Below are 25,156 nucleotides of genomic sequence, written 5' to 3'. Positions count from 1 at the left end.
AATATTCTCTAAATTAAATAAATACTTAAAAGCTGTACACCAATGTAGCACTCAGCTCTGAGTCAAACTTGAGTTTATCATCTTCGGGTTTTGAATTATAACGATACATGTAGGTAAATTTGAGTGATACCGCACCAATCACTTGGCTTATTAGTGCGGTTTCCGATTTTAAGCGAGAATTAAGACCTGAGAGCGACTGCTCTATACTCACATCTTGATTAAAACGAGTACGCTTAGAAACCAAACGTTCCCACTGCATTGCAACACGTACTAAATAACCAGTTTTATTAATTTCATCTTCGCTCACATCCGAATCTTCATCGGCTACTGAACGGTATAAACCAGGTCCTATATCAATATCTACTTTGTTTTTAGAGCCTTGGTATACACGCGCACCATAGCCTGTTGCCACCGTACTTTTAAAATCAAGTCCACTAAACTCATCTTCTTCGTAATCACCGTAAATAAAAAATGAGGAGTTTTTAACACCTACTTTATAGTTACCTTGCGCTGATACAAAAACACGATTAGCTGTAACATCAGTGCCACCGCTTTCATCGTTCTCATCACGCTTATAAAGAGAGTCTATTTTAAATTGGTTACGCCACTTTTCAAAGTCTTGGTATAAATTACCTTTGAGCTTAAAACTGGTCGAATTGGTGTTACCTTTACTTAGAATAAAGCCAAATTCAGTATCACCATAGAACATGTCACCTTTGTGTAACTCATGAATTTCTTCATCAGAGAGCTTGCCATATTCATGAAAATCTTCAAATGGATCAACGGCCCAACTTGGGCAGCTAATTATTAAAAAAATTAAAAATAAATACTTACGCACAATACTCTCTCTGCACACAATTATAAAAATAAGCAGTATTGCTTATTCAGTTTCTTTCCATAAAATATGACAAAACGGAGCATCTTTATCACGACTAATCAAAATTTTAGCAAACAAAACATCATCATTTTCAAATTCTAAACCAACCAACACCTGAATAAAGTGCTCTGGCTCTATTTCAAGGGCTACAAAGTCTTGCCACTGGTCATCTGGCTCGTCTTCTTCAATAAAGCCTAGGTCTTCTCTAAACTCATTAAAGTCTTCAACATCTTTTTCACTCAAGTTATTTGGCGCTAACTCTAAAAAAATATCATAAGCTTGGTGAGTAGCTTCTTCTACCGTATATAAACGTGGACCCGACATATGTGCTTAACCTTAAGCTTTTAAGTTGCGCTATATTATCAAATCTCATCATCATTTTGATAAAAAAAAGCGTAAAACACTGACTTTTTTGTAACTGAGTCATGCTTTATTCAGCATACAGCTCAAACAATAAATAACAATTTAACTAACCCATTGAATACCAAGATTACTTTTTTAATTTAAGCTTAAAATAACAACGTAAAAAATTTTATTATCTCAAGTTCTAATTGTTTAGCTTTTTCTCATCTAAATCTAACCCTTTAAGACTACAGCTTTAGCAATAAATTCCATTTATTTAAAAAATACCGTCACTTTACTTAATTCTTATAACAACATAAGCTCAACTAACAGGTCAGAGGAGTGTGTAATGATAAAACTAGAAAAACAAAATGGCATTGCAACCGTCACGCTTAGCAGAGCAAAAAAACAAAACGCATTAAGCTTTGAAATGTTTGTAGAGCTAAACAAAGCCATTAAAAACATAAAAAGAGATCGCAGTATTCGTGCTGTAGTAATAAAAGGCGATGGCGAGCATTTTTGTGCAGGGCTTGATATATCAGCCGTAATGGCGGCACCATTGAATATTATAAAATTATTGCTTAAATGGTTACCTGGCAATCAAAATTTAGCGCAAAAAGTAGTATTAGGCTGGCAATCACTCAGCGTGCCCGTTATTGCACAAATTGATGGCAACTGCTTAGGGGGTGGATTACAAATAGCGCTGGGTGCCGATTACAGGATTGTTCATGTTGATGCCAAGCTTGCCATTATGGAAGCGCGTTGGGGGTTGTGCCCCGACATGGGCGCCAATGTAATGATGAGCGGTTTAGTTAAGCGTGACCAAGCCCTTTGGCTTGCAAGCCACGCAAACCCAATCACAGCACAACAAGCAAATGAGCTAGGTTTAGTTACTCAGCTTACCGATGATACTCAACAAGCCACTCAAAACATGCTCAGTACATTACTTGAGCGCTCACCCGATACGCTTGCTGCTATTAAACGTGTTACACAACTTAGCTATAAACCAAACCAACGAAAAATACTCGCTAAAGAAACTTTCAGCCAAATTCGCTTACTGCTAAACCCAAACACTAAAAAAGCAATTGCTAAAGCAAAAGGAAAAGCGGATATAACCTACGCAAATATAAAGCACTGGTAGGCTATTGCACAATGCATAAAAGAGTTTGATTTGTTAAAGTTAAGCTCTTATCTTTTCTGTGAGCCAATTTGATGAAATATCTGCTCAGTAGCGCTATTATTTTACTATGTTTAGCCTGCGCTAAACTCATTATGCACTTTATTGGTGGAAGCTTTCCTGCACCGTTACTCGCTATGGTTATTTTATTAGTTTTACTCTTATCGGGTATTGTAAAAGAGCAACATGTAAAACCATGCGCCTCCCCTATTTTAAATATTATGCCTATATTTTTCATTCCTGCGGGTGTGGGATTTATTGAACATCTCGGCCTTATAAAGTCGCACTGGGCATTTTTAGCCTCAGTTGTGGTGCTAGTCCCTATAACTACCTTGTTGCTTGTTAGCAGTGTAATTGCGTACTTTAAGGGAAGAGAAAATAATGACTGATTTTACTTTTTCCGCTATTTCAGAGCTACAGCCTAATTTATGGTGGCTAAGTATTCCTTTTATTATTGTATTGTTTTTAGCACTAAGGGCCGTAAACCAAAGTATAAAAAACAGCGTATTTAAATCGCTCACTAACCCCGTATTTTTAAGTATTAGTATTATCGCTTTATTACTAATTAACCTAAATCTGCCTTATACGCAATTTGCCTCGCACAGCAAATTATTAAGCTGGTTATTAGAGCCCGCGATTGTGGCTTTAGCACTTCCTTTATATCAGCAGTTTACACACGTACGAAAAAATCTATTACTCATAGTCGCAACATGTAGCTTAGGTATTGTTAACGCAACCGTTGTGGCATTTTTGCTAAGCATATTATTTAATGCGCCTGTGCAGCTAAGTGAATCTGTTGCCGCACTCAGTGTCACAACCCCAATATCTTTAATTGTTACTGACTCATTAGGGGGGATTAGCTCTCTTGCTGCGGCTTTAGTTATTTTTATTGGTTTACTAGGCGCTTTATTTGGCTTTATGCTTTTTAAACTCATTAATATTTTTAATCACGAATCTCAAGGTGTTGCCATGGGCACAGCTTGTCATGCAATTGGGACTGCTGCTGCTATTGCTGAGCATCCAAAAGTAGGTGCTTACTCCTCAGTTGCAATGGCGCTAAGTGCTTTATTAACAGCGATTATAGTGCCGCTGTTATATCCATTTTTAGTCAACATTTTGCTATAGTTGGAAAAATACAACATAGCCCTAACATAGAGCGCTTTATGATCAGTTCTGAAATCGAACAGTTTGAAAAATATTACACCATGCTTACTGAGTATATGGTTACCTACAGTATGCAAATTGTTGGCGCTATTTTTATCGTCCTCATTGGTTTGTGGATAGCACAAAAGCTTGCCAAATTTGTAGCCGCGTTAATGACCCGCCATAACGTTGATATTACGCTCACAAACTTTGTCAGTAGCGTGGTAAAAGTACTGCTCATTGTAATGGTTATAATTATTGCACTTGGCAAAATAGGTATCAGCGTTACGCCATTTGTCGCAGCCATTGGTGCTGCGTCTTTAGGTGCAGGTTTAGCGCTGCAAGGAATGCTTTCTAATTATGGTGCAGGCCTTGCCATTATAGCCACTCGACCTTTTGTTGTTGGTGATACTATTGAAGTTAAAAATGTAAGCGGCCAAGTTAAAACAATTGAGCTTGGCTACACTATTTTAATCAATGAAGAAAAAGTAGAAATCACCATTCCAAATAAGCACATAGTGGGTGAAATACTTCATAACTCATTTAGTTACTCATTGGTCAAAGGTGAAATAGACATAGCCTATAGTGCTTGCTCTGATAACGCGATTAGCCTCATTGAAGACGTACTTAAAGCACATGAATTAGTCGCACAAAATCCGTTATCACAAGTGGGTATTGAACGCTTCGCCGATAGCGGTGTTACAATAAGCTACCGATATTGGGTGCCTACTACTAAAATTATCGAAACCAAACTGGCTATTAACGGTGGTGTTTATAAAGCAATTAATAACGCTGATATTGAAATTCCATTCCCTCAACGCGTCATTACAATTAACAAAGCCGACCTAGAAAGCTAATTTATTTTTATTTTGAGCTTGCATATCTGCAAGCTCATCCTTTACTACCCCCCCCTCTGCTCAGAATAAACTCAAATAGTTGTGTTATAGATTTATTTGCCATATAAATAGTGTTAATAAATATCAATACGCACTTAATTTTAATAATAAAAAAACAATAATGAGTAATGATGATGCGCAACCCCTTCTACCTAGGCGATTGGCAAGTAACACCTTCAACTAACTCAATTCAACTAACTGGTAAAGCCAAACAGTTAGAGCCCAAAGCGATGGAAGTTTTATTGCATTTGTGTCAACAAAATGGCGACATTGTAAGCAGCGATGAATTGCTCAATAAATGCTGGAAAAATACTGATATTGGCGATAATCCATTACATAAAACTATCACTCAGCTAAGAAAAGCGCTCGGTGATAAAGCCAATGAACCACATTATATTGAAACTATCCGTAAACGTGGCTACCGCATTATTGCAAAATTATCTTTTCCGTTAGCAGATCCTATACCAAGCACTAAAAGTACATGGCAGGGAGGATCCCCTTTCTTAGGCCTGCGTGCATATAACCCAAATGATACCCACGTTTTTTTTGGCCGTACCCAATCTATAGCTACCCTGCTGGAAAGGATATCTAGCCAGGTAAATTACGGTCGTGCTTTTTGCTTAATACTTGGCCCTAGTGGTACAGGTAAATCCTCGCTTGTTAATGCTGGAATTTTACCAAAACTGCTAGATGAGCGAGGCTATAATGGCATCGGGGTTATTTCCTACACCCAGATCGACTTTGCAGATGTGCATAAAAATAGACTTTTTCTAGATTTAGCTTCTGCATTACTTGATTGGGATATAAACGCCCAGCCTGTGTTTGAAGGATTAAGCGCGCAAACACTTGCAGAGCAACTAGAATTGGCAATAGATGGCGTAATTAACGCCATACAAGCTGCACTTAGTAAAGCCTCTACACAACTTAAAACACCCCAGTTATTTTTATTTATTGACCGCTTAGAAGTACTGCTTTCTTCTCCTATATTTAGTAGCGAAACACGCAGCCATTTCTTATCGGTTATTGAGCGCTTAGCAATCTCTAAAGCTGTGATTGTATTTAGTGCGTGTCGTAACGACTTTTACCCTTTAGTGGTTGAACAACCAAGTTTAATGGCAGGCAAAGCTCATGGCGCGCACTACGATTTAACACCGCCAAACCGCCAAGAGCTTCAACAGATTATTCGCCTGCCAGCGTTAACCGCTAATTTAACGTTCTCCAATGACCCACAAACCCAAACACCACTGGATGAAATATTGTGCGCCGATACAGCTAATAACCCCGATGCATTACCCATGCTGCAATACACATTGCAAGAGCTGTACTTGCAGCGCAGTGATAGTAACGAGCTACTGCACAGTGTTTACACAAAACTCGGGGGTATTGAGGGCGCCATAGGCAAAAAAGCAGAAGATATATTTATTGACCTTAGTAATGAGCAACAGCAACAACTAAAAAGCGTGTTATCACAACTGATCACTTTAAACCCAGATGGTAAAACCATTACGAGCCGCGCTGCCCGCTGGCAAACATTAACCAACACAAGCCAAAAAGAGCTTGTGCAAGCCATGGTCGATAGCCGTTTATTTGTATCGCATTTACAAAACCAAGAAGCCTGTTTTAGCCTTGCTCACGAGGCATTATTGCGTCAATGGCCGCGCGCAAAACAATGGATTAATGACCATAAAGATGCCTTAGCAATAAAAAGTCGTTTACAACATCAAGCTCAAAATTGGGTAGATGAAGATAAAAGTAGTGCTTACCTCCTAGCGCCAGGTAAACCGCTACAAGAAGCGCAGCTATTACTTAACGACAAACTGTTTAAATTAGATGATAACGAGCATGCTCTTATCAAAAGCTCTGTAAAAAAAACAAAAACAAAAATAAGAGCAAAACGAGTGACAGTTGCCTTATTGGGCTTACTTACATTTACCGCGTTATTAATGAGCTTCACTAGTTTTAAAGCCCAACAACATGCGCAAAAAAAGCAGCTGGAGGCCGAAAGCTTACTGGGGTTTATGGTCGGCGACTTTGCCGATAAATTACGTAGCGTTGAACGTATGGACTTACTTGATGGTATTAGTAATAAAGCACTTGAGTATTTTACTGATCAAACTGACGATTCAAGTTCACTTTTTAGCTTTAGCGATAATAAAGCACAATTTAACAAGCGTTTTCAGTACGCACAAACTCTTGAGGCAATGGGTGAAGTAGCTTATTCCCGAGGTAAAACCGATGAAGCCTTTACCGCCTTTGAAAACGCCCGCACCCGCCTTGAGGCATTATTAAAAATACAGCCTAACAACTTAGAGCTACTAACGCTTGCAGGCGCCAATGCCTTTTGGCTTGGTCAATTAACTTATGATCAAAATGATCATCAAGCTACTGAGCAAATGTTTAAAAAATACCACGCTTACAGTAAAAAAATGTATGCGCTGGCAGCCAATGATTTTAACTCCATTATGGAATTATCGTATTCATCTAATTCTTTAGGTTCTTTATACATAGAAAAATCCAACTACAGCGCTGCAAAAAAGAACTTTGCAGAGTCACTTTTACTTAAAAATAAAGCGCTTAAACTGAAACCCAATAACAAAGATTTACTTCGAGATAAATCCGATACGATTAGTTGGCTTGCAAAAACAGAAGAGAAGCTAAGTAACTTTAATGAAGCAGTTAATATATTGGAAGGTGCAGTTGGCGTAATCACAAAATTGATTGCTAACTACCCTAGTGATGCAAGCCTTTTTTACACGTCAGCAAACCTATATATGCAACAAAGTTATTTACTGAGCTATTTGAGTGATAAACGGATGGCCCATAAAAAAGCCAGCTTGGCGAATCAAGTTATCAATGAAGCTTTAGTACAAGATCCAAAAAACAATAAATTTCAGCTTATGTATTATCGCTCTTTAGCACATTCACTAATGCTATCTACTGATGAAGCTACTGACTCAACAATTGAAAAAATAATTAATTTTTTAAAATCTCAAAATTTTAAAAATACCAGCACTATTAATACACAAATTACACTGATTCAATATTTTATAAATAGACAATCACCACTCAAAGCGCAGGAGTTATTAACTGAGCTTGAGAATAATGAAAACTACAAACATCAATTAGCCAACCTAACTAAAACTGGTGATTACTTAGTATATACAAGAATAAACTTAATCAAAGCAAACTTAGCTACAACTAATAAACAGCGAGAGCAATTTTGCTTAAGTGCTATCAAAGCTATTTCTGAAGCTGCAAAAATAAGTCAGAGCGTAAAAATAACATACCCACTAGTACAAGCTTATAACTGTTTAAACAGAGAAGACGAGATATCAGAAATAAAAACAAGCCTAGTTAAATTAGGCATTACGAACTTCCAACTATAATTACTCATAAAGGAAATGATATGAATAACACCCTAGAAAATGTCGACTTTCAAGTAAATATTAAACTTAACAACGGTGAAGCTATTTTTAGCTATACAAAAAATGGCGAATCCGCTACTGGCGGTTTTGTTGTAAGAACTGAAACCGCTGGCAACTACAATTTAGACGATGCCACAATTCAAAATGGTTTCGTATTTACTGGCGCTACTATCACCGATATCGACACACAAAAACCATGCGCCCAAGACTTCAGCTATAAAGTAAGTGACAACGGCCACACAATTATCATTACCGACACAGATGAAAATAATGGCTCTGTATGCTTAATCTTTAACGTTGAGTGTAATGGCAATAAATATGAAAGCGCAGATCCTCAAGTTAAGAATGAAAAAGAACTCTAATTAGTAATGCTTATTTTTAAATTGCACAGGCATATTAATTGCGGTGCAATTTATTTAAAAACGCCCCTTAAATAAACATAAATAACAACAACTTAAATCAGAAGGTTACCGAAAGGTTTAAAAACTATAAATTGAATAAACTGCTAGACATAAAGTTTCATTAACAATAAAAATGAGCAACACCATGTCTAACAATAATGAAAATAGCAGAGAAAACAACACCGACAGCGCTGTATCTGCATTAATCAGCAGCATCTCTAATACCGTTAACAATGAAAAAATAAGCGCAATTATTAATGTCACTAATGTCATGGCCGATGCTATTTTTATTGTTAATGCAGATGGGGTGTTTGAATCAGTAAATCCCGTTGCAGCGCGTTTTTTCAATGTAACGTCTGATTCATTAATAGGTAAAAAATGGCAAGATTGTTTACAAGAACAGTATCGCGATGACTATAAATACATGTTTGAAAGTTGGAAAAACAACTATCAAACACCACTCAATCATGGTCCAAAAGAAGTTAGAATAAGAAAAAACAATGGTAACTGTTTAGATGTTGAGTTATCTATATCATGTTTACCCGAATCGGTAGTCGCAAGTACCCCACTTTTTATTTGTATAATGCATGATATTTCAAAGCACGTTAAAAAGTATAAAGTACTGGAAAACGTAGCCAAACTTGATCACCTCACTGGTATTGCTAATCGTTGTACTTTAGAAAAAACCATCATTAAAAATTGGCAAGAGTGCATAGTTAACAAGCAGCCTCTTAGCTTTATACTTATCGATATTGATTACTTTAAATTATTTAACGATAACTTTGGCCATGTAAAAGGTGATAAGTGCCTTCAAAAAGTCGCTCGTACAATTGAAGAGTGCTTACCATCTAAAGACAGTTTAGTAGCACGCTATGGTGGTGAGGAGTTTGCTGTTGTGCTGCCTCGTTCGCACATTTCAAATGCACAAATGATTGCTAAGCGTATTCAGGAAAAAATACTCAACATTAATTTTAGAGATCTCGGTTTACCAGCGAATGTAAAAATAAGTGTAAGTCAGGGTTTAGCGTGTGAATACAATAATCAATACAGAACATCTGAGGCATTAATATGCGCGGCGGATACTGCCTTATACAGGGCGAAGTCGGAAGGGCGTAATAAATTATGTATAAGATGATGTACTAACTATTTGGTATAGCATTTATCTACTAAAATAAAAAACCGCAATTGCGGTTTTTTATTACTTGAGAAAAGCTTAAATATCGATTAGCAATCCTTCGTCCTTTTTAATCTTTTCGATCACCATATAAGTATGATGAGTGCCCACGCCGGGAATATCTACTAAGTCGCCAAGAACTTGTCTATATTCTTCCATATTAGAAACGCGAATTTTTAATAAGTAATCATAACCACCAGCAACCATGTCACATTCGACTACTTGTTCTATCCTTAATATGTGCTCTCTAAATACTTTAAATACAGCTGTATTTGAAGCAACAAGCGATACTTGAACATGCGCTACTAAGCTCTGATTAAGTTTAGCTTCGCTAAGCTTGGCGTAGTAGCCTTCGATATAGCCTTCTTGCTCTAATCGTTTTACACGATCTAGGCACGGGCTTGCACTCAAATTAACCTGTTTTGCGAGGTTAACATTTGAAATTCTGCCGTTCTTTTGTAGAACGTCTAGTATGGCTAAATCAATACGATCTAGCATGCGTAATCTATTTGGAATTGTCATAACAGAATTTTATGCGGATAAGTTAAATTTATGCCCTGTAAATTATCGTAAAACGCGAAATTTAACCAGCATATTCTGCTGAAATTTAATTAGAATGCACTCACAATATCACTGGTAATTTATTGGTAATTAATTTTACTTTAATTCTTAACACTCCTGAGGGTTGCTTATGTTATTCAACGGCGATTTAACAACGATTTGTCCTATTAGACAAAGAATCCGTGACTTCTACCGCATAGATGAAAATGCGGTTATTGATCATATTTTACCGCTTGCAGAAGTAGGCGTAAAAGCACGAAGTCGTGCCTGGGAAAGAGCCCGCCAGATTGTTTTAAACATTCGTAAAGAGCAAGATGGGCAAGGCGGTGTTGATGCGCTTTTAAATGAATTTTCACTCTCTAGTGAAGAAGGCGTTGTATTAATGTGTTTGGCCGAAGCACTGCTTCGCGTACCAGATAAAGCGACTCAAGATGTACTTATTCGTGACAAGTTAGCGAAAGGTGATTGGAGCTCTCATTTAGGCAGCAGCGATTCTTTATTCGTAAACGCGTCTTCTTGGGGATTATTAGTTACCGGTAAAATGGTTAACTACACAGACAAAACGAAAGAACAACAGTTCGGCATGCTTAAAAAGACCATTGGTCGTTTAGGTGAGCCAGTTATTCGTAAGTCTGTAAATTTTGCTATGAAAATTATGGGTAAGCAATTCGTTATGGGTCGTACCATTGACGAAGCAATTGAACGTGCTGCCGATACAGAGCAAAAAGGTTATGTATATTCTTACGATATGCTAGGCGAAGGCGCGCGCACAATGAAAGATGCGAAGCGTTACTTTGACAGCTACATGAATGCTATACACTCGATTGGTAAAGCGGCAAATGGTCGTGGTCCAATTAAGAGCCCTGGTATTTCAGTTAAGCTTTCTGCTATTCATCCACGTTATGAGTTCACTCATAAAGACCGTGTGATGGAAGAAATAGTCCCTAAGTTAAAAGAACTTGCGCTTGCTGCTAAGAAATACGATATCGGCTTTACCGTTGATGCTGAAGAAGCTGACCGTTTAGATATTTCATTAGATGTCATTGAAGCGGTATTTAGTGATGAAGATCTTGGTGATTGGCAAGGATTTGGCTTAGCGGTTCAAGCGTACCAAAAACGCGCTATTTTTGTAATTGAATGGCTAACAGACCTTGCAACACGTGTTGGTCGTAAGATGATGGTACGTTTAGTTAAGGGCGCGTACTGGGATACTGAAATCAAAACCACACAACAAGATGGTTTAGAGCATTTCCCTGTATTTACTCGTAAAGCAACAACCGATGTTTCTTACAAAGCATGTGCAATTAAAATGCTTGAAGCGCGCGACGTACTTTATCCACAATTTGCTACACATAACGCTTACACTGCCGCGACTATTTTAGAAGTAGCGAAAGGCGATAACACAGGTTTTGAATTTCAACGTTTGCACGGTATGGGTGAATCATTATTCGACCAAATCGTTAACGAAGAAAAAATTCAATGTCGTGTATATGCACCGGTTGGTCAACACGAAGACCTACTTGCTTACCTTGTTCGTCGTTTGTTAGAAAATGGTGCTAACTCATCATTTGTAAACGCGATTGTAGATACAACAAAACCTGTTGAATCATTACTACCAGACCCTGTAGAAACACTGCAAGGCCTGCGTAACAAGTACAATACGCAAATCAAAATGCCAATTGATTTATACGGTGAAGAACGTGCTAACTCTAAAGGCATGGATTTAACCGATATTAACGTTATTACCCCTTTCAAAGAGAATCTTGAAACATGGTTTAATGAGCACTTAATTGAGCAAAGCCAAGTACCAGAAGGCTCATTGGCTGTTAAAAACCCAGCAAATCACAAAGAAATCATCGGCCACGTTAAGTTACAAACTGGCGAAGAGATGAAAGTATTACTGGCTAACGCTGAAGCGGCACTTGAATCATGGTCACAAACACCAGTAAAAGAGCGTGCTAATTTACTGCGTCGCGTTGCTGACATTTTAGAGCGTCATCATGATGAACTAGTCGCTATCTGTATTAAAGAAGCGGGTAAAGTAGCGCAAGATGGTATTGATGAAGTACGTGAAGCGGTTGATTTTTGTCGTTACTACGCAGCGCGCGCTGAAGAGTTATCTAAAGATGAGCGTTTTGAAGCCCGTGGCGTTATTTTATGTATTAGCCCGTGGAACTTCCCGCTTGCAATATTTTTAGGTCAAGTTGCTGCTGCGATTGTTACAGGTAACACTGTAATTGCTAAGCCTGCTGAGCAAACAAGTTTAATCGCCCTTCGTGCCATTGAACTAATGCTATCTGTTGGTTTACCTGAGCACGTTGTTCAACCTGTTATCGCTCGCGGCTCAGAAGTAGGTAAAACAATTGTTCCAGATGAGCGCATTCAAGCGGTTATGTTTACAGGTTCTACTGAAACAGGCACATTAATTTCTCAAACACTTGCTGCACGTAACGATATTCAAGTACCGTTAATTGCAGAAACAGGTGGCCAAAACTGTATGATTGTTGACTCAACGGCGCTTCCTGAGCAAGTAGTTGACGATGTGATCAGTTCTGGTTTTCAAAGTGCTGGCCAACGTTGTTCTGCTCTTCGTGTTTTATTCATTCAAGATGACGTAGCAGATGGCATTATCGAAATGCTTAAAGGCGCTCTAGCTGAGTTACACATTGGCGACCCATCGTTACTATCAACTGATGTTGGTCCGGTAATTGATGAAAAAGCACTTAAAAACTTAAATGAACACGTTGAGTACTTAAAAGGTAATTCTATACTTCATTACGAATGTAAAATTCCTGATAATACTCAAAATGGCGCATACTTTTTTGCTCCTCGTTTATACGAAATTAAAGACTTATCAGTACTTAAACGTGAAGTATTTGGCCCATGTGTTCATATTGTTCGCTTTAAATCGAATGAACTTGATGATGTGATGGATCAAATAAATAACACGGGCTATGGTCTGACAATGGGTGTTCACTCACGTATTGAAGAGCGCTGTGAGTACCTTGCTAAAATGTCACGTGCGGGTAATGTTTACATTAACCGAAACATGATTGGTGCCATTGTTGGTGTGCAACCGTTTGGTGGCCGTGGTTTATCAGGTACTGGCCCTAAAGCCGGTGGCCCTAACTACCTACAACGTTTAGTAAAAGAAAAAGCATCACCAGATAACGTACAAATGACTAACCTAACGCCTGACGAACTTGATTTACACCACTACAGCGGTGCGAATGAGCAAGTTAAAAAGCTAATGGCTAACTCAATGCGCGATGAGAAAATCTGGCGTGCAACACCACTAAACGACCGTGTTTCGGCTGTACGTCAGTTGCTTGCTAAAATCGCGACGGTAGAAATTATCGACGATTTAGCAGACGACTTAGCATTAACATTATCAGAAGCACGTGCACAGCTTAACCGCCTTGAAAAGCACATGCGTAAGTTTACTACCCTGCCTGGGCCAACGGGTGAGTCTAATACACTTCATCTAGAAGCACGTGGTTGTGTAGTGTGTTATGCAGATAAGAGCACATCATTTAACTTCTGGGCATTGTCTATCATCACTGCTATTGCCGCAGGTAATACGGTAATTACTGTAGCGTCTGAGCTGTTTTATGATGAAGCCGTTGCCTTTAAAGATAAATTTATCTCTACAGGTGTTGCAGAAGGTGTTTTCCAAGTAGCTAAACCTAACCAGTTACAAGCTATTTTGGCGCACCCTCATTTAGCCGGTGCGGTAGTTGCTGCTCGCTCGTCTCGCTTGGGCTACTTTAGTCAACAGCTTGCACAGCGTAAAGGTGCTATTTTACCAGTAATTAGCTCTGAGTATTACGATACATTAATCAAACGTCTTATTACTGAAAAAACAATCAGTATTGATACAACAGCATCAGGTGGTAACACATCACTAATGACGCTTGTTGAAGATGATGAATAATTAAGCTAATGCTTTTTAACTAAAAAATAAAAAAGGCACTGAAAAGTGCCTTTTTTATTAGGTAGTAACGTATATATTTGTTAGCTTAATGAAAGATTAACAATAGAAGTAATAAATTTGAAAATAATCCCTGTAGGTCAGTTACTGCCTGGTATGTTTGTGCAAAGCGTTACTAGACAAACTGGCAGTATTAAAATTAAAAATCAAGGCTGGGTTAAAACTCAGGCTGGTATTAATAACCTAATAAAAGCAGGTATTTTAGAAGTAGAAATCGACCCTGATAAAACCCTCATTGAATCAGTCCCTGAAAAAGCTCCTATTGCTGTACCTGCAACAAAAATAAAGCGTGACCCTTGGCAAAAAACACACAGTGCCGAACAAGAAATGGGAAAGGCAAAAAAACTGTATGACGAAGCTAAAACACTGCAAATAAAAGCATTTAAAGATATTAAAGCAGGCCGCGATATAGATATTGCACCGTTCAAAGAGCTGGCAAGTGGCTTTATGGACTCTGTTTTTAGAAACCAAGATGCCCTAGCCTGCCTTACCCAAATGCGCCAAAAAGATGCTTACCTACTTGAGCACTCTATTAATGTATCGATATTAATGGGGATTTTCGCTAAACATTTAGGTATAGAAAAAAACATTATTGTTGAACTGACTACCGGCGCACTTTTACACGACATTGGTAAGATAAAAATCCCTGATGAAATACTCAATAAGCCGGGCCGCTTTACCGATGATGAATTTAAAATAATGAAAATGCACTCGCTTTTCAGTAAAGAAATATTAGAAGAGTCTGGCTTAACGGGTATCGCGGTTGATATTGCAGGTATGCATCATGAAAGGCTTGATGGTAAAGGCTACCCGTTTGGTAAAAAGGGCGACGAAATAAGTCAGTACGTACGTATGGCATCAATTGTAGATGTGTATGATGCACTTACCGCAGAACGTGTTTACAAAGCAGGCATGGAGCCAATAAAAGCCTTTAAAATACTAAAAGACGGATGCCCAGATAGCTTCGATCCCGTGCTGCTTAATAAGTTTATTCAATGTATTGGTATTCATCCGGTAGGAACGCTCGTTAGATTATCGAGTCAAAAAGTTGGTTTAGTGACCGAGAGTAATCCCAGTACACCACTAAAGCCTATCGTTAAAACATTTTACAGCGCCAAACATAGTCGCTATACAGAGATAAAAGATATCGATTTATCTAATAAAAAAACCTTAGATACCCTTGAATCAGCGGTGAAACCTAAAGAATATAATATTGATTTAGAACGCTTTTATAAAAACTCAATATTACCCTAAGCAATATTGAGAGCTCAACATTCTACCGAGCTCTCAACATAATAGCTAAACGTTTACTGCGGCCAGTCTTGCAAAGCCTTTAAGCTAAACTCATAACCATCAAAATCAAGTACACTTTGCTCAGGTGTAATCTCTCTTACAGTTAAAGCACCTATGCTCTCTCCTTCATGTAACTCTCGGCCATTTAGCTTGATCCAACGTTTGTCAGCACTCGATGAATAAATATGCGCTTGATATTTAATACTAGGCAACATTGATTGCAAACCATCTGGTAGTAATTCTACAGGCTCAACACGTGATGACGTTTTTGATGCATGGGTAACTTCATAATCCTGATTTTTTTCGACATCTTGTATAGCTTGCGCAAACGCATTTTTAAGTGTTGTAGGCACCTCATCAAGCTCAGGATCGCTCATCTGTTGAGATTGGTTGTTACCATTAATTGGCTTACCTAGTACTTTATATTTACTCATATCTAGTTGAGCTGATGCTGTATTTTGACTTTGCCCAAATACCGAAGCGTTCTGTGTATTATTTGGATTGTAATTATTTTGTGGATTAAATACTGGCTGATTATAATTTTGAACTGGCATTACTTGTTGCACGTTCTGCTGATTATAACCCGTTGCGCTCGTGACCGGACTCGATGGCATAGGAATATATTGCCCATTAGGCGTTAATAACATTTGCTGTACACCATTAGGTGTTTGCACATGTACAAGTTGCCCTTCAATCGTTGCAGTATTATTTGGAGCTATTTTAGCGGGTTCTAACTTAGCTATTTGCTGCTTTTCAACTGCGGCATCTACTTCTTTAACTTGTTCTTTAGGTGACGATTTTTCGCTTTCAACCACCTTAATTACAGCGGGTTCCGATGTGTTTAATAAAGTAGTACCTTGAAACCACTTACCCGTAGTAAACCCACCAGCTACAGCAATAAAAGCAGCTAAGCTTGTACCAAATACTAACGCTAATCGTCTATAACGCTTTAGTGCTTGCTGTTGCTTTAACTGCTCTGATTGTAAGTCGTATTGCTCAGCACTCATATCTGATTGCTGCGACTGCTTTAGCGCATCTAATAAATAAGACATAACTTACCTAACTATAAAATAAATGAAAGCCCAATGCCTACGGCAAATAAAGCAACGAATGCAAGGCTATATGGTACAAATGACGTTGCTTTTTTGGCCTCATTAACTGGCGCTACAAAATCCATGGGTAATGACTCATGTGCTGACTTTTTTATTATATCGCTATCAACTATCAACTGCTGCTTTGCAAAAGTGCCTACCAAAGCTCGCTCACATACCAAGTTCATTAATCGTGGCACACCACCGGTTAATTGATGAACAGCTTGCATGGCATCCATCGAAAAAATTCCTTTATCACATCCTGCAACATGTAACCGATGCTTTATGTAAGCAACTGTTTGGCCTTGCGTAAGTGGTAATAAATGGTAACGAGCTGTTATTCTCTGGGCGAGTTGCCTTAATTCATTGCGCTTTAAAAGCTCTTGTAGCTCAGGTTGACCAACCAATACTATTTGTAATAATTTTTTATGATCGGTTTCTATATTTGTCAGCAAGCGTAATTGTTCAAGCACATTAGGGGCAAGTAACTGCGCTTCATCAATTATAAGTATGGTGTGCCCACCCGATTTATTATTGGTCTCTAAGTGCTTTTTTATAATATCGGTAAGACTTTTAAGCGTCGCATTATTAGCATCGTAACTAATGTTGAGCTCATCACAAATACTAGCCAATAACTCCAGCTCTGATAGTGCTGGGTTATGGATCATCGCTACTTGCGTGTTTTCAGGTAACTGCTCTAACATACTGCGGGTAATTGTAGTTTTACCAGTACCCACTTCGCCTGTTAATAATACAAAACCACCGTCTTCACCTAATCCATAGGTAAGGTGTGCTAAGGCTTCTTTATGTCGTTCACTTAAAAATAAGTAATGAGGGTTGGGCGAAATTGAAAAAGGTTTTTCATTCAGGCCAAAATAGCTTAAATACACCGTGATGTTCCTTCGTAATTAAATCACGGCCTATAATGGCAAAAAAACGCACTAAGTGACAACGTTGTAAGCGCTTTATTATTGAAATAACGTAAATTTATGTAAAACAAAAAAATGCAGCGGTTTTAAGGCTGCACTTTCATCTGTCTAATCTTAGTAAGTACTTTATTCTTCGTAGCGAACTAACCGTAAATACACATTACTAGTTTTGGCGTGCAAGCTATTCAGCCCACTATCAAATTGATAAACCCATGCAGAGCTCATCGTGCTCACACCCGATGTATTTGACCAATAGTTTTGAAGTTTTGTACCAAAAAACACCTCTTCATTAATGCTCGGCTCGGTGCAACTGTGCTCTAAAATACTCGCCAACTCCTTAATGTTAGGCATTTGCCAATCATCGTAATCTGCGGTTGTATCATTTTTAGCACCGCGTAGTGCTTCTTGCCAAGTAAGAGAAGGTGTAGAGCCTTCGCAAAGTTTTGTCTCTGTATTATAAGTTTGCCCATAACTACAGCGTTGCCACATAAGGCCTGTTTCGGTATCAGACACTGTGCCATCTGTATTTATGGTAAATCTATCTGTCGGCGTTGTGGTATCTGCACCGTCGTAGCACGTTTGCGCCGCTGCAATATTAAAGCTCAAGCTTATAGTTGCTAGTGCATAGAGTAATTTTAATTTCATTATTTTCTCCTAACGGCTTCTAACTAAACGAACATACGCAGTATTTTCTTTTGGATAAGCAAGATCGTTACCATTACTCATATCTATAATATACGCTTGCGATAAACTTGTACCATCGGCTGCAGTTTGCGAGGTCCAATACGGTAAATCCACATTTTCTATATCACCTGATTGAGGAATATAAGGAAATAACGATTCGTCTATTAGCACTCTTTGCCCTTGTTTCCCGTAATCAATTAAACCTAAAAGCTCGTTATAAGTTGGTAAGCGCCAGTTTGTACCACCACAGAAATCTAAGCTATTCACTTCGTTTATATAGCTTTGCACGCCGCAACTGGTATCATCCGGACAAGTTGAATTGGCTGTACTGGTATCGGTAAAAGTAGTATCGCCCAAATCCCAAAAGTAATGATTTTGCCCTTCACGCAAACTTGTATTTGGCAATACTCCAGAGGATTCAGTTTTTACTTCCCATACAAGCCCTGTAACATTATCGCGTATACAGGTAAAGTCACTACTATCATCACCAACTTCATCAGCAAACTGATTAAGTTTAGTATAATCAAACGCTAAATTACCTTTGCCAACCTTATCTAAACGATTTGCATAGCTATCGCGTCCGAGCTCTGCATCTTGCTCTGGAAAATCATCGCTTTCACAGTTAATGCGTTGTGTATTGTTGTAACACTCACCAACACCACTATCGTTTATAAGCCCAAGCGCTTTTGGTGATACATCAACAAATAAAGAATCTGTATCGGTACGTCCTTTTGAGTCGGTTACCGTTACTTCAAAGCTCAATGTGGTCTCGGTATCTACATCAGAGGCAAAAAATGTCGTTGTACATTGGTTGCTATTACTCAATGTTTCGGTATTACCGGTAAGTTGTTGCCATTTACACTGATAGGTATCGGTAACAGTTTCGCTATTCGTTGCATCAAGTGTTACTTGTTCAAACTCCTCAATATTTTGATCAGCACCTGCATTTGCATCCACCAACTCATTTGTTTTGTTAAGCGTCATCGAATATTGAGTACTCGCCTCACCGCCTTCATCATCAGTGACTGTTAGCTGCCAAGATAAATTTACGTTACTTTCAAGTAATGGATGAGAAAAGCTAAGAGTTGACTCATTAAAGCTCGTAATATCTAAGTCAGGACCTGATAGCAATTGCCACAAATAACTATCAATTTGGCCATTATCATCAGGATCGATCGACTCAAGGGCGCTCAAATTCACAGTATCTTTGTAAACAGAAGGAAGTGTTTCAGGAGATGTTTGTGTAACAACAGCAAGAGGAAGTTGGTTATTAGAGCTCACTGAAATAGAAATATCGTCACTAACAGCGCTACTACCGGTGCTTTGATAGCTTACTCTTAAGATTATTTCACTATCAGTTTTTACGTCAGGTGCGGTAAGTGTTTGCTCAGCACCATCAAGCGGAAAACCTTCTAAGCTTGGGCCGCTAACTTGTTGCCATGAAAACGTACCATCAGCGGGAGAGCCTTGTGCTGTGATGGTAAATTCAGTTTTTTCGATAATTTGTAAATCGATTCCAGCATTAACAGAGGTTTCTACAACTGTATTATCGCTATCACCACCACCGCCTCCACACGCACTTAACAAACCACAAGAAATGAGAGGGATTAAAGCAAACGCTTTCATACGCAGCACCTTATTATGTCAAATAATTACTATAGTGTAATTACTAGCAATAAAGATGCCATTAAAGTACTACATATAAGTATCTTGATGAATACGTACAAATAGCTTTGTGCCTATTTTACTGTAATCAATTTTATACTCTCGACCATCTAACGCTTGAATAAACAATAATTGTTTTTCTTCGCCAAATATATCAGCGCTACTTACATAAACCATCTCTAAATAACGCTCTTTTGCGTCTCGACGGTTTTTGGGTAACTCTTCTTTAAATGGCTCCAAGCCATGTTGCGTTACTTTAATTTTGGGATGAATTTCAGAGTTTACAATCACTAAATCAAGTTTTTTATCTTTATGTATTATGGTATTTCGACCACTTTTTAAAAAAGCTCTGTCTTGGCTCATTTTCTTTCCTACAGTCGCAGCTTAATTGTTAATTTGCGACGCTATAAACTGACGGGGCTCGCGCTTCCACTTATTTAAGTTAGCACTAAATGCCCAAATATCTCTATCTAATACACTGGCAGGTAATAATAAATCGTAACCTGTTAGCAGTTGAAGGTGCTTAGTTCTGTTAGCAAACATAGCTATAAGACCAGTATAGCTTACCCCTTTATGGGATGTGTATTGCGTATCTTCTATTAACCATTCTGATGGGCAATTGCCATTTTTGCAATGTTTTTGAACAACTTGCATAAACAAATTACGCTGTTCTATTAAAAGCTTTCCTGCAATTCTTGGTGCGATATTTGTTAAAAACTCATCTATGTCGTTTACTTTAACACCCACTGCATTGAGCTCTAAGTAATCAAAACCATCTTCTACTTTGGGTATACCACTGTGATGAAAGTTATTACGAGACATGTTCCAAGCCCCATATTTATGGCAATAAACAAGCTCCGACTCACTTATCAAAAGGCTATAATACGGCTCTTGAGTTTTTAAATATCCAATAAAAATAGCGACAATACACAAACTCACTAAAAATATTTCAAGTATGCTAATCTCACCCGGCCTTAGTAAATTAAACAACATAATAAAAACTAAGCCAATGGCACCTGCAACAAGCACCTCAATTGCGTTTCGCGCACCTTGTGCCCGAAACTTAATGACATTGTTAGATTTATCCATATTGGTAAAACACCATATAAAAAACAAACATAATAATGGTCCAAATTATGATCTTTCTTGTTGTTATACATAAGTTACAGGTCGTTTTAAATTTCATACATTACCGCTTTATCCTCAACAAAATAGGAACAATGAATAAATCTTATTTACTTTTACGCTTAACGCACAAATTTATGAGACACATAACCGCCTTTTCTCGGTCTTATTTCGTACAATGGATATAATTAATTTTCAGGTATGAAAACGATGTACTCAAGACAATCAGGTAAAGCTCTTTTTCCATTTATTATTACATTACTACTAATATTTAGCGTTTATTTATATTTACCCGCTAGCCACGGCGAACAAGCCGATTCATCACAAATGTCTACTCAAGTAACAGCTCATACTGTTACCTCTCAGGAAAACGCAGTGATGATAGAAGCCATTGGTAGCGCACGTGCAAACCAAGCAATCTATATAAAAAGTGCGCAAAACGATTATGTCACAGGTATATATTTTAAAGACGGCGACTTAGTCAGTAAAGGACAAAAGTTAGTACAGTTACAGAGCCAACAAGAACAGCTTGCCGTTAAAGAGCTTGGTATTAACTTACGTGAAGAACAGCGCCAGTTAGATCGCCTAACCGAACTTTCACGCTCGCAATCAACGGCAAAGTCGTTACTTGAGGAGCAGTTATCTCGTGTTGATGCAACAGAGGCCCAACTAGAAAGCGCTAAAACTAAATTAAACGAAATGACTATTAGTGCGCCGTTTTCAGGCCTGTTAGGTAAGCGTGAAATATCAATAGGTGCCTACGTAAGTAATACAACAATAATCACAACACTTGATGATATTAGTATTATTAAAGTTGACTTTAAAGTACCTGAAAAATATTTAGCACAATTAAATATGGGTATGAAAGTGCTTACGCAAAACGATGCCTACCCAGGACAAACATTTAACGGCAAGGTAACGCATATTAGCTCGCGTATTGATTCGGTTACTCGCAGTGTTGAAGTAACAGCAAGCTTTGCCAATAAATCAGGATTACTTCGCCCTGGTATGTTACTAAATACAGCACTTGAGCTAAGCAGCAACCAAGCTTTAATGGTGCCAGAAAAAGCGGTTATACCTTTGCAAGACAAACACTTTGTTTTTCAAATTCAAGATGGGATAGCTAATAAAATTGAAGTGCATGTTGCTAGCAGAAATAATGGCTGGGTTGCTATCGACGAAGGCCTAACTGATGGCGAGCAAATTGTTACTGAGGGGCTAATAAAAATTCGCTCTGGAAGTAAAGTAAGCGTAAAGGGGTAATACGTGAAAATTACTGATACTAGCGTTAAACGCCCCGTTTTTGCCATAGTAATTAATTTACTGCTTCTTACTTTTGGACTGGTTGCGTTTACTATGCTGCCACTTCGTGAATACCCGGATATTGAAACGCCGATTGTAAATATCAGCACTGAATACACAGGTGCTTCTGCCGAAATTATAGAAACCAAAATAACGCAAATAATAGAAAATCGAATTTCAGGTATTGAAGGTATTAAAAGTATTAACTCATCGAGTCGTAATGGACGTTCAAACATTACCATTGAGTTTGATATTAACCGCGACATAGATGCTGCATCTAACGATGTACGCGAACGTGTAGCACGTGCACTTGATAGTTTGCCCGATCAGGTACGCCCACCAGAAGTATCTAAATCAAATAGTGATGAAAGCCCAATCGCCTGGTTTGTATTAAACAGCGAAACAATGGACTCGTTACAGTTATCTGATTACGCGCAGCGTTTTATTGTTGACCGCTTAGCCGTAGTAGATGGTGTATCTAACGTACGTATTGGTGGTGAGCGCCAATACGCCATGAAAATTTGGCTAAACCGCCAAGCAATGGCTGCACGGGGTATTACCTCAAGCGATATAGAAAACACACTTCGTACAGAAAACGTTGAGTTACCGGCTGGCGAAATAGAATCTATAGATCGTGACTTTACCGTGCGTACTGCCCGTAGTTATAAAGATCAGCGCGATTTTAAAAACCTGGTAATTAAACGTGGTGATGAAGGTTACCTAGTACGTTTAGGTGAAGTTGCCGATGTACGTTTAGAAGCTGCCGATGACGAAAGCTTATTTCGTGGTAACGGGCGTAATATGATTGGCTTAGGTATTGTAAAACAAGCTAAAGCAAACACACTAACCGTAGTAGATAACGCACGCAGCGAACTTGAAAAAATCAAACGCAACCTACCTGAAGGCACTACAATTCAAGACAGCTACGATTCGTCTGTATTTATTAAAGAGTCTATTAATGAAGTTTACAGCACACTTGCCATCTCTATGGGTTTAGTCGTACTCGTTATATTTTTGTTTTTAGGCAATATACGAGCAACGCTTATCCCTGCGGTCACCGTACCGGTCGCACTTGTTGGTAGCTTTATGTTTTTATTGGCAATGGGCTACTCAATTAACTTACTAACTTTACTTGCCTTAGTACTGGCCATTGGTTTAGTAGTAGATGATGCTATTGTAATGCTTGAAAACATTCACCGCCGTATTGAACTGGGTGAGCCGCCGTTACTAGCTGCATTTAGAGGCGCGCGTGAAGTCGGTTTTGCCATAGTAGCAACTACTCTTGTACTAATATCGGTATTTGTGCCATTAGTATTTATGGATGGCCGTATAGGTGCATTATTTACTGAGTTTGCTATGGCGGTAAGTGCTGCCGTATTTTTCTCAAGTGTTACAGCACTTACTCTCGCACCAGCCTTGTGCTCTAAAGTACTTAAAGTATCAGACAAACCAAATAAATTTAGCCAATGGATGGACCGCCAGTTTACTAAAATTGAAGTAAGTTACCGTAATTCACTCTCCACCAACATAACCCGTAAATGGGGTTTAATGGTGAGCTTATTATTAGCTGGCTTTGTTAGTTACTCGTTGTTTTTACAAGTTCCTTCTGAGCTAACGCCAAAAGAAGATCGTGGCACGTTCTTTATTATGATGAGCGGCCCAGAAGGCGCAAGTTACGAAAATAACGCCGCTAATATGGCTAAAATTGAAGAGCGCTTAATGCCTTATTCGCAAGCCGGTGAGCTAAGTCGTGTACTTGTCCGAGTGCCTGGCTGGGGTGGCAGCGGCGGTGTTGCGATTGTGGGTATGGCCGATTGGGATAAACGCAAACGCTCAACGTGGGAAGTAATGGACGAAATAAGCGGTAAAATGCAAGAAGTTACCGATGTTCGTGCATTTGCCATTATGCGCCGTGGTATTGGTGGTGGTGGCTCATCTCGCCCAATTGAGTTTGTACTGCAAGGTAATGATTACGCTCAACTAGCCGATTGGCGTGACCGTATAATAAAGCGTGCTGAACAAAACCCTGGTTTAGTAAGAATCGATCATGATTATAAAGAAACCTTCCCGCAGTTTTTAGTCAGCATAGATAAAAACAAAGCTGCCGATTTAGGCGTTTCGGTATCTGATGTAGGCCGTACACTAGAAACAATGCTTGGCCAGCGCCGTGTTACGACCTTTATTGACCGCGGTGAAGAATACGATGTGATTTTAAAAGGGACAAAAGAAGATTTTACCAACCCTACTGATATTTCAAATATATACCTTAAATCACGAAGCGGTGAACTAGTTCCACTTGATAGCCTTATCAGCTTAAAAGAAGAAGCAACAGCATCGCGCTTAAACCGTTACAACCGTATGCGTGCAATTACCTTAAGCGCCAACTTAGCCGACGGTTATACACTTGAACAAGCGCTTAACTTTTTAAACGAAGTAGCCGCGCAAGAAAACGATATAGATGGCGCAGTAGATTACAAAGGTGAATCGCAGCTTTATTACGAAGGCGCATCAGCGATGACCTACGTATTTATACTTGCACTCACCGTTACCTTCTTGGTGCTTGCTGCACAGTTTGAAAGCTTTATGCACCCATTTGTCATTATGCTTACCGTACCGCTTGGTTTAATGGGCGCTATGTTTGGGCTTTGGGCTACAGGACTGACCTTAAATATTTACAGCCAAATAGGTATTGTTATGCTCATAGGCTTAAGTGCTAAAAATGGTATTTTGATTGTAGAATTTACTAACCAATTACGCGATAAAGGCGTTGAGTTTAGTGAAGCAATACTACAAGCAGCTACCCAGCGCCTTCGCCCAATAATAATGACCTCACTAACAACCGTTATGAGCTCTGTTCCTTTGGTTTTTGCCTCAGGCCCCGGCGCCGAAAGCCGCATGGTAATTGGTGTAGTTGTGTTTACAGGGGTTATTGTATCTACCCTGCTGACTCTTTTTGTTGTACCTGCTGCGTATTATGCTCTATCGAAAAATACACAATCACCTGAGTTTTTACAACAAAAGCTAAATAAACAAGCTGCTGAAAAGCCTTTCGAAGAGATCTAATCTCTTTATTGCGCCGT

20 protein-coding genes are annotated in these 25,156 nt (G+C 38.7%); 11 read left to right on the top strand and 9 right to left on the bottom strand.

Features of this window, described 5'->3' with window-relative positions:
* Positions 1 to 25: 25 nt before the first annotated feature.
* Both PARC_RS04300 and PARC_RS04295 read right to left on the bottom strand, forming a co-directional pair.
* Entirely contained in the window at positions 26 to 838 is an 813-nt protein-coding gene (locus PARC_RS04300) for a DUF481 domain-containing protein (protein ID WP_010553209.1), read from the bottom strand.
* 42 nt (positions 839 to 880) lie between these two features.
* Positions 881 to 1,201, bottom strand: coding sequence for an HI1450 family dsDNA-mimic protein (locus tag PARC_RS04295; protein WP_007581697.1), 321 nt, complete (start codon positions 1,199 to 1,201; stop codon positions 881 to 883).
* A 367-nt stretch (positions 1,202 to 1,568) separates the two neighbouring features.
* On the opposite strand from PARC_RS04295, the gene PARC_RS04290 reads away from it, so the two are divergent.
* The 7 genes from PARC_RS04290 to PARC_RS04260 all read left to right on the top strand — a co-directional run bounded on the left by PARC_RS04290 (position 1,569) and on the right by PARC_RS04260 (position 9,396).
* Entirely contained in the window at positions 1,569 to 2,360 is a 792-nt protein-coding gene (locus tag PARC_RS04290) for a crotonase/enoyl-CoA hydratase family protein (RefSeq protein ID WP_010553208.1), read from the top strand.
* A gap of 71 nt (positions 2,361 to 2,431) precedes the next feature.
* On the top strand, positions 2,432 to 2,785 hold the full coding sequence (locus PARC_RS04285; protein ID WP_010553207.1) for a CidA/LrgA family protein: 354 nt from the start codon (positions 2,432 to 2,434) through the stop codon (positions 2,783 to 2,785).
* A complete protein-coding gene (locus PARC_RS04280; RefSeq protein WP_010553206.1) occupies positions 2,778 to 3,521 on the top strand; it encodes an LrgB family protein in 744 nt (247 codons plus the stop codon). The genes PARC_RS04285 and PARC_RS04280 overlap by 8 nt, the downstream gene beginning before the upstream one ends.
* A gap of 38 nt (positions 3,522 to 3,559) precedes the next feature.
* The gene (locus tag PARC_RS04275; RefSeq protein ID WP_002958733.1) at positions 3,560 to 4,396 is read left to right on the top strand and encodes a mechanosensitive ion channel family protein; all 837 of its coding nucleotides are present in this window, start codon (positions 3,560 to 3,562) and stop codon (positions 4,394 to 4,396) included.
* A gap of 170 nt (positions 4,397 to 4,566) precedes the next feature.
* Entirely contained in the window at positions 4,567 to 7,821 is a 3,255-nt protein-coding gene (locus tag PARC_RS04270) for an nSTAND1 domain-containing NTPase (protein WP_010553205.1), read from the top strand.
* A 20-nt stretch (positions 7,822 to 7,841) separates the two neighbouring features.
* A complete protein-coding gene (locus tag PARC_RS04265; RefSeq protein WP_010553204.1) occupies positions 7,842 to 8,222 on the top strand; it encodes a DP-EP family protein in 381 nt (126 codons plus the stop codon).
* Between the two features lie 184 nt (positions 8,223 to 8,406).
* Positions 8,407 to 9,396: a sensor domain-containing diguanylate cyclase gene (locus tag PARC_RS04260; protein ID WP_010553203.1), complete on the top strand. Its 990-nt coding sequence runs from the start codon at positions 8,407 to 8,409 to the stop codon at positions 9,394 to 9,396.
* 78 nt (positions 9,397 to 9,474) lie between these two features.
* Here PARC_RS04260 and PARC_RS04255 read toward each other — a convergent pair whose 3' ends face one another.
* On the bottom strand, positions 9,475 to 9,957 hold the full coding sequence (locus PARC_RS04255) for a winged helix-turn-helix transcriptional regulator (protein ID WP_024596882.1): 483 nt from the start codon (positions 9,955 to 9,957) through the stop codon (positions 9,475 to 9,477).
* Between the two features lie 169 nt (positions 9,958 to 10,126).
* Between PARC_RS04255 and putA the strand changes: the two genes are divergently transcribed.
* The gene (gene putA, locus PARC_RS04250; protein WP_010553201.1) at positions 10,127 to 13,930 is read left to right on the top strand and encodes a bifunctional proline dehydrogenase/L-glutamate gamma-semialdehyde dehydrogenase PutA; all 3,804 of its coding nucleotides are present in this window, start codon (positions 10,127 to 10,129) and stop codon (positions 13,928 to 13,930) included.
* A gap of 117 nt (positions 13,931 to 14,047) precedes the next feature.
* Positions 14,048 to 15,241: a cyclic di-GMP phosphodiesterase gene (locus PARC_RS04245; protein ID WP_007581678.1), complete on the top strand. Its 1,194-nt coding sequence runs from the start codon at positions 14,048 to 14,050 to the stop codon at positions 15,239 to 15,241.
* A 53-nt stretch (positions 15,242 to 15,294) separates the two neighbouring features.
* Here PARC_RS04245 and PARC_RS04240 read toward each other — a convergent pair whose 3' ends face one another.
* The 6 genes from PARC_RS04240 to PARC_RS04215 all read right to left on the bottom strand — a co-directional run bounded on the left by PARC_RS04240 (position 15,295) and on the right by PARC_RS04215 (position 20,738).
* Positions 15,295 to 16,332, bottom strand: a complete 1,038-nt coding sequence (locus tag PARC_RS04240) for a general secretion pathway protein GspB (RefSeq protein WP_007581677.1) — start codon at positions 16,330 to 16,332, stop codon at positions 15,295 to 15,297.
* An 11-nt stretch (positions 16,333 to 16,343) separates the two neighbouring features.
* On the bottom strand, positions 16,344 to 17,261 hold the full coding sequence (locus PARC_RS04235) for an ExeA family protein (protein ID WP_010553200.1): 918 nt from the start codon (positions 17,259 to 17,261) through the stop codon (positions 16,344 to 16,346).
* 165 nt (positions 17,262 to 17,426) lie between these two features.
* On the bottom strand, positions 17,427 to 17,945 hold the full coding sequence (locus PARC_RS04230; protein ID WP_010553199.1) for an Lcl C-terminal domain-containing protein: 519 nt from the start codon (positions 17,943 to 17,945) through the stop codon (positions 17,427 to 17,429).
* 9 nt (positions 17,946 to 17,954) lie between these two features.
* Positions 17,955 to 19,610: an Lcl C-terminal domain-containing protein gene (locus PARC_RS04225; RefSeq protein ID WP_010553198.1), complete on the bottom strand. Its 1,656-nt coding sequence runs from the start codon at positions 19,608 to 19,610 to the stop codon at positions 17,955 to 17,957.
* 69 nt (positions 19,611 to 19,679) lie between these two features.
* Positions 19,680 to 20,012 carry a hypothetical protein gene (locus PARC_RS04220; protein WP_010553197.1) on the bottom strand — a complete coding sequence of 111 codons (333 nt, stop codon included), beginning with the start codon at positions 20,010 to 20,012 and terminating at the stop codon, positions 19,680 to 19,682.
* Between the two features lie 21 nt (positions 20,013 to 20,033).
* Positions 20,034 to 20,738, bottom strand: a complete 705-nt coding sequence (locus tag PARC_RS04215; RefSeq protein ID WP_010553196.1) for a DUF2982 domain-containing protein — start codon at positions 20,736 to 20,738, stop codon at positions 20,034 to 20,036.
* Positions 20,739 to 20,984: 246 nt separating this feature from the next.
* On the opposite strand from PARC_RS04215, the gene PARC_RS04210 reads away from it, so the two are divergent.
* Both PARC_RS04210 and PARC_RS04205 read left to right on the top strand, forming a co-directional pair.
* Positions 20,985 to 22,037, top strand: a complete 1,053-nt coding sequence (locus PARC_RS04210; protein ID WP_010553195.1) for an efflux RND transporter periplasmic adaptor subunit — start codon at positions 20,985 to 20,987, stop codon at positions 22,035 to 22,037.
* 3 nt (positions 22,038 to 22,040) lie between these two features.
* Entirely contained in the window at positions 22,041 to 25,139 is a 3,099-nt protein-coding gene (locus PARC_RS04205) for an efflux RND transporter permease subunit (protein ID WP_010553194.1), read from the top strand.
* Positions 25,140 to 25,156 lie beyond the last annotated feature (17 nt).

The sequence above is a fragment of the Pseudoalteromonas arctica A 37-1-2 genome (genome assembly GCF_000238395.3).
Lineage (GTDB): Bacteria > Pseudomonadota > Gammaproteobacteria > Enterobacterales > Alteromonadaceae > Pseudoalteromonas > Pseudoalteromonas arctica.
The sequence above is the reverse complement of the archived record's forward strand: the minus strand, read 5'-3'. Positions and strand labels throughout refer to the sequence as shown.

Coding starts and splice junctions, on each gene's coding strand:
- PARC_RS04295 (WP_007581697.1), bottom strand. CDS start 1,201: ATGTCGGGTCCACGTTTATATACGGTAGAAGAAGCTACTCACCAAGCT.
- PARC_RS04290 (WP_010553208.1), top strand. CDS start 1,569: ATGATAAAACTAGAAAAACAAAATGGCATTGCAACCGTCACGCTTAGC.
- PARC_RS04285 (WP_010553207.1), top strand. CDS start 2,432: ATGAAATATCTGCTCAGTAGCGCTATTATTTTACTATGTTTAGCCTGC.
- PARC_RS04280 (WP_010553206.1), top strand. CDS start 2,778: ATGACTGATTTTACTTTTTCCGCTATTTCAGAGCTACAGCCTAATTTA.
- PARC_RS04275 (WP_002958733.1), top strand. CDS start 3,560: ATGATCAGTTCTGAAATCGAACAGTTTGAAAAATATTACACCATGCTT.
- PARC_RS04270 (WP_010553205.1), top strand. CDS start 4,567: ATGATGCGCAACCCCTTCTACCTAGGCGATTGGCAAGTAACACCTTCA.
- PARC_RS04265 (WP_010553204.1), top strand. CDS start 7,842: ATGAATAACACCCTAGAAAATGTCGACTTTCAAGTAAATATTAAACTT.
- PARC_RS04260 (WP_010553203.1), top strand. CDS start 8,407: ATGTCTAACAATAATGAAAATAGCAGAGAAAACAACACCGACAGCGCT.
- PARC_RS04255 (WP_024596882.1), bottom strand. CDS start 9,957: ATGACAATTCCAAATAGATTACGCATGCTAGATCGTATTGATTTAGCC.
- putA (WP_010553201.1), top strand. CDS start 10,127: ATGTTATTCAACGGCGATTTAACAACGATTTGTCCTATTAGACAAAGA.
- PARC_RS04240 (WP_007581677.1), bottom strand. CDS start 16,332: ATGTCTTATTTATTAGATGCGCTAAAGCAGTCGCAGCAATCAGATATG.
- PARC_RS04230 (WP_010553199.1), bottom strand. CDS start 17,945: ATGAAATTAAAATTACTCTATGCACTAGCAACTATAAGCTTGAGCTTT.
- PARC_RS04225 (WP_010553198.1), bottom strand. CDS start 19,610: ATGAAAGCGTTTGCTTTAATCCCTCTCATTTCTTGTGGTTTGTTAAGT.
- PARC_RS04220 (WP_010553197.1), bottom strand. CDS start 20,012: ATGAGCCAAGACAGAGCTTTTTTAAAAAGTGGTCGAAATACCATAATA.
- PARC_RS04215 (WP_010553196.1), bottom strand. CDS start 20,738: ATGGATAAATCTAACAATGTCATTAAGTTTCGGGCACAAGGTGCGCGA.
- PARC_RS04210 (WP_010553195.1), top strand. CDS start 20,985: ATGTACTCAAGACAATCAGGTAAAGCTCTTTTTCCATTTATTATTACA.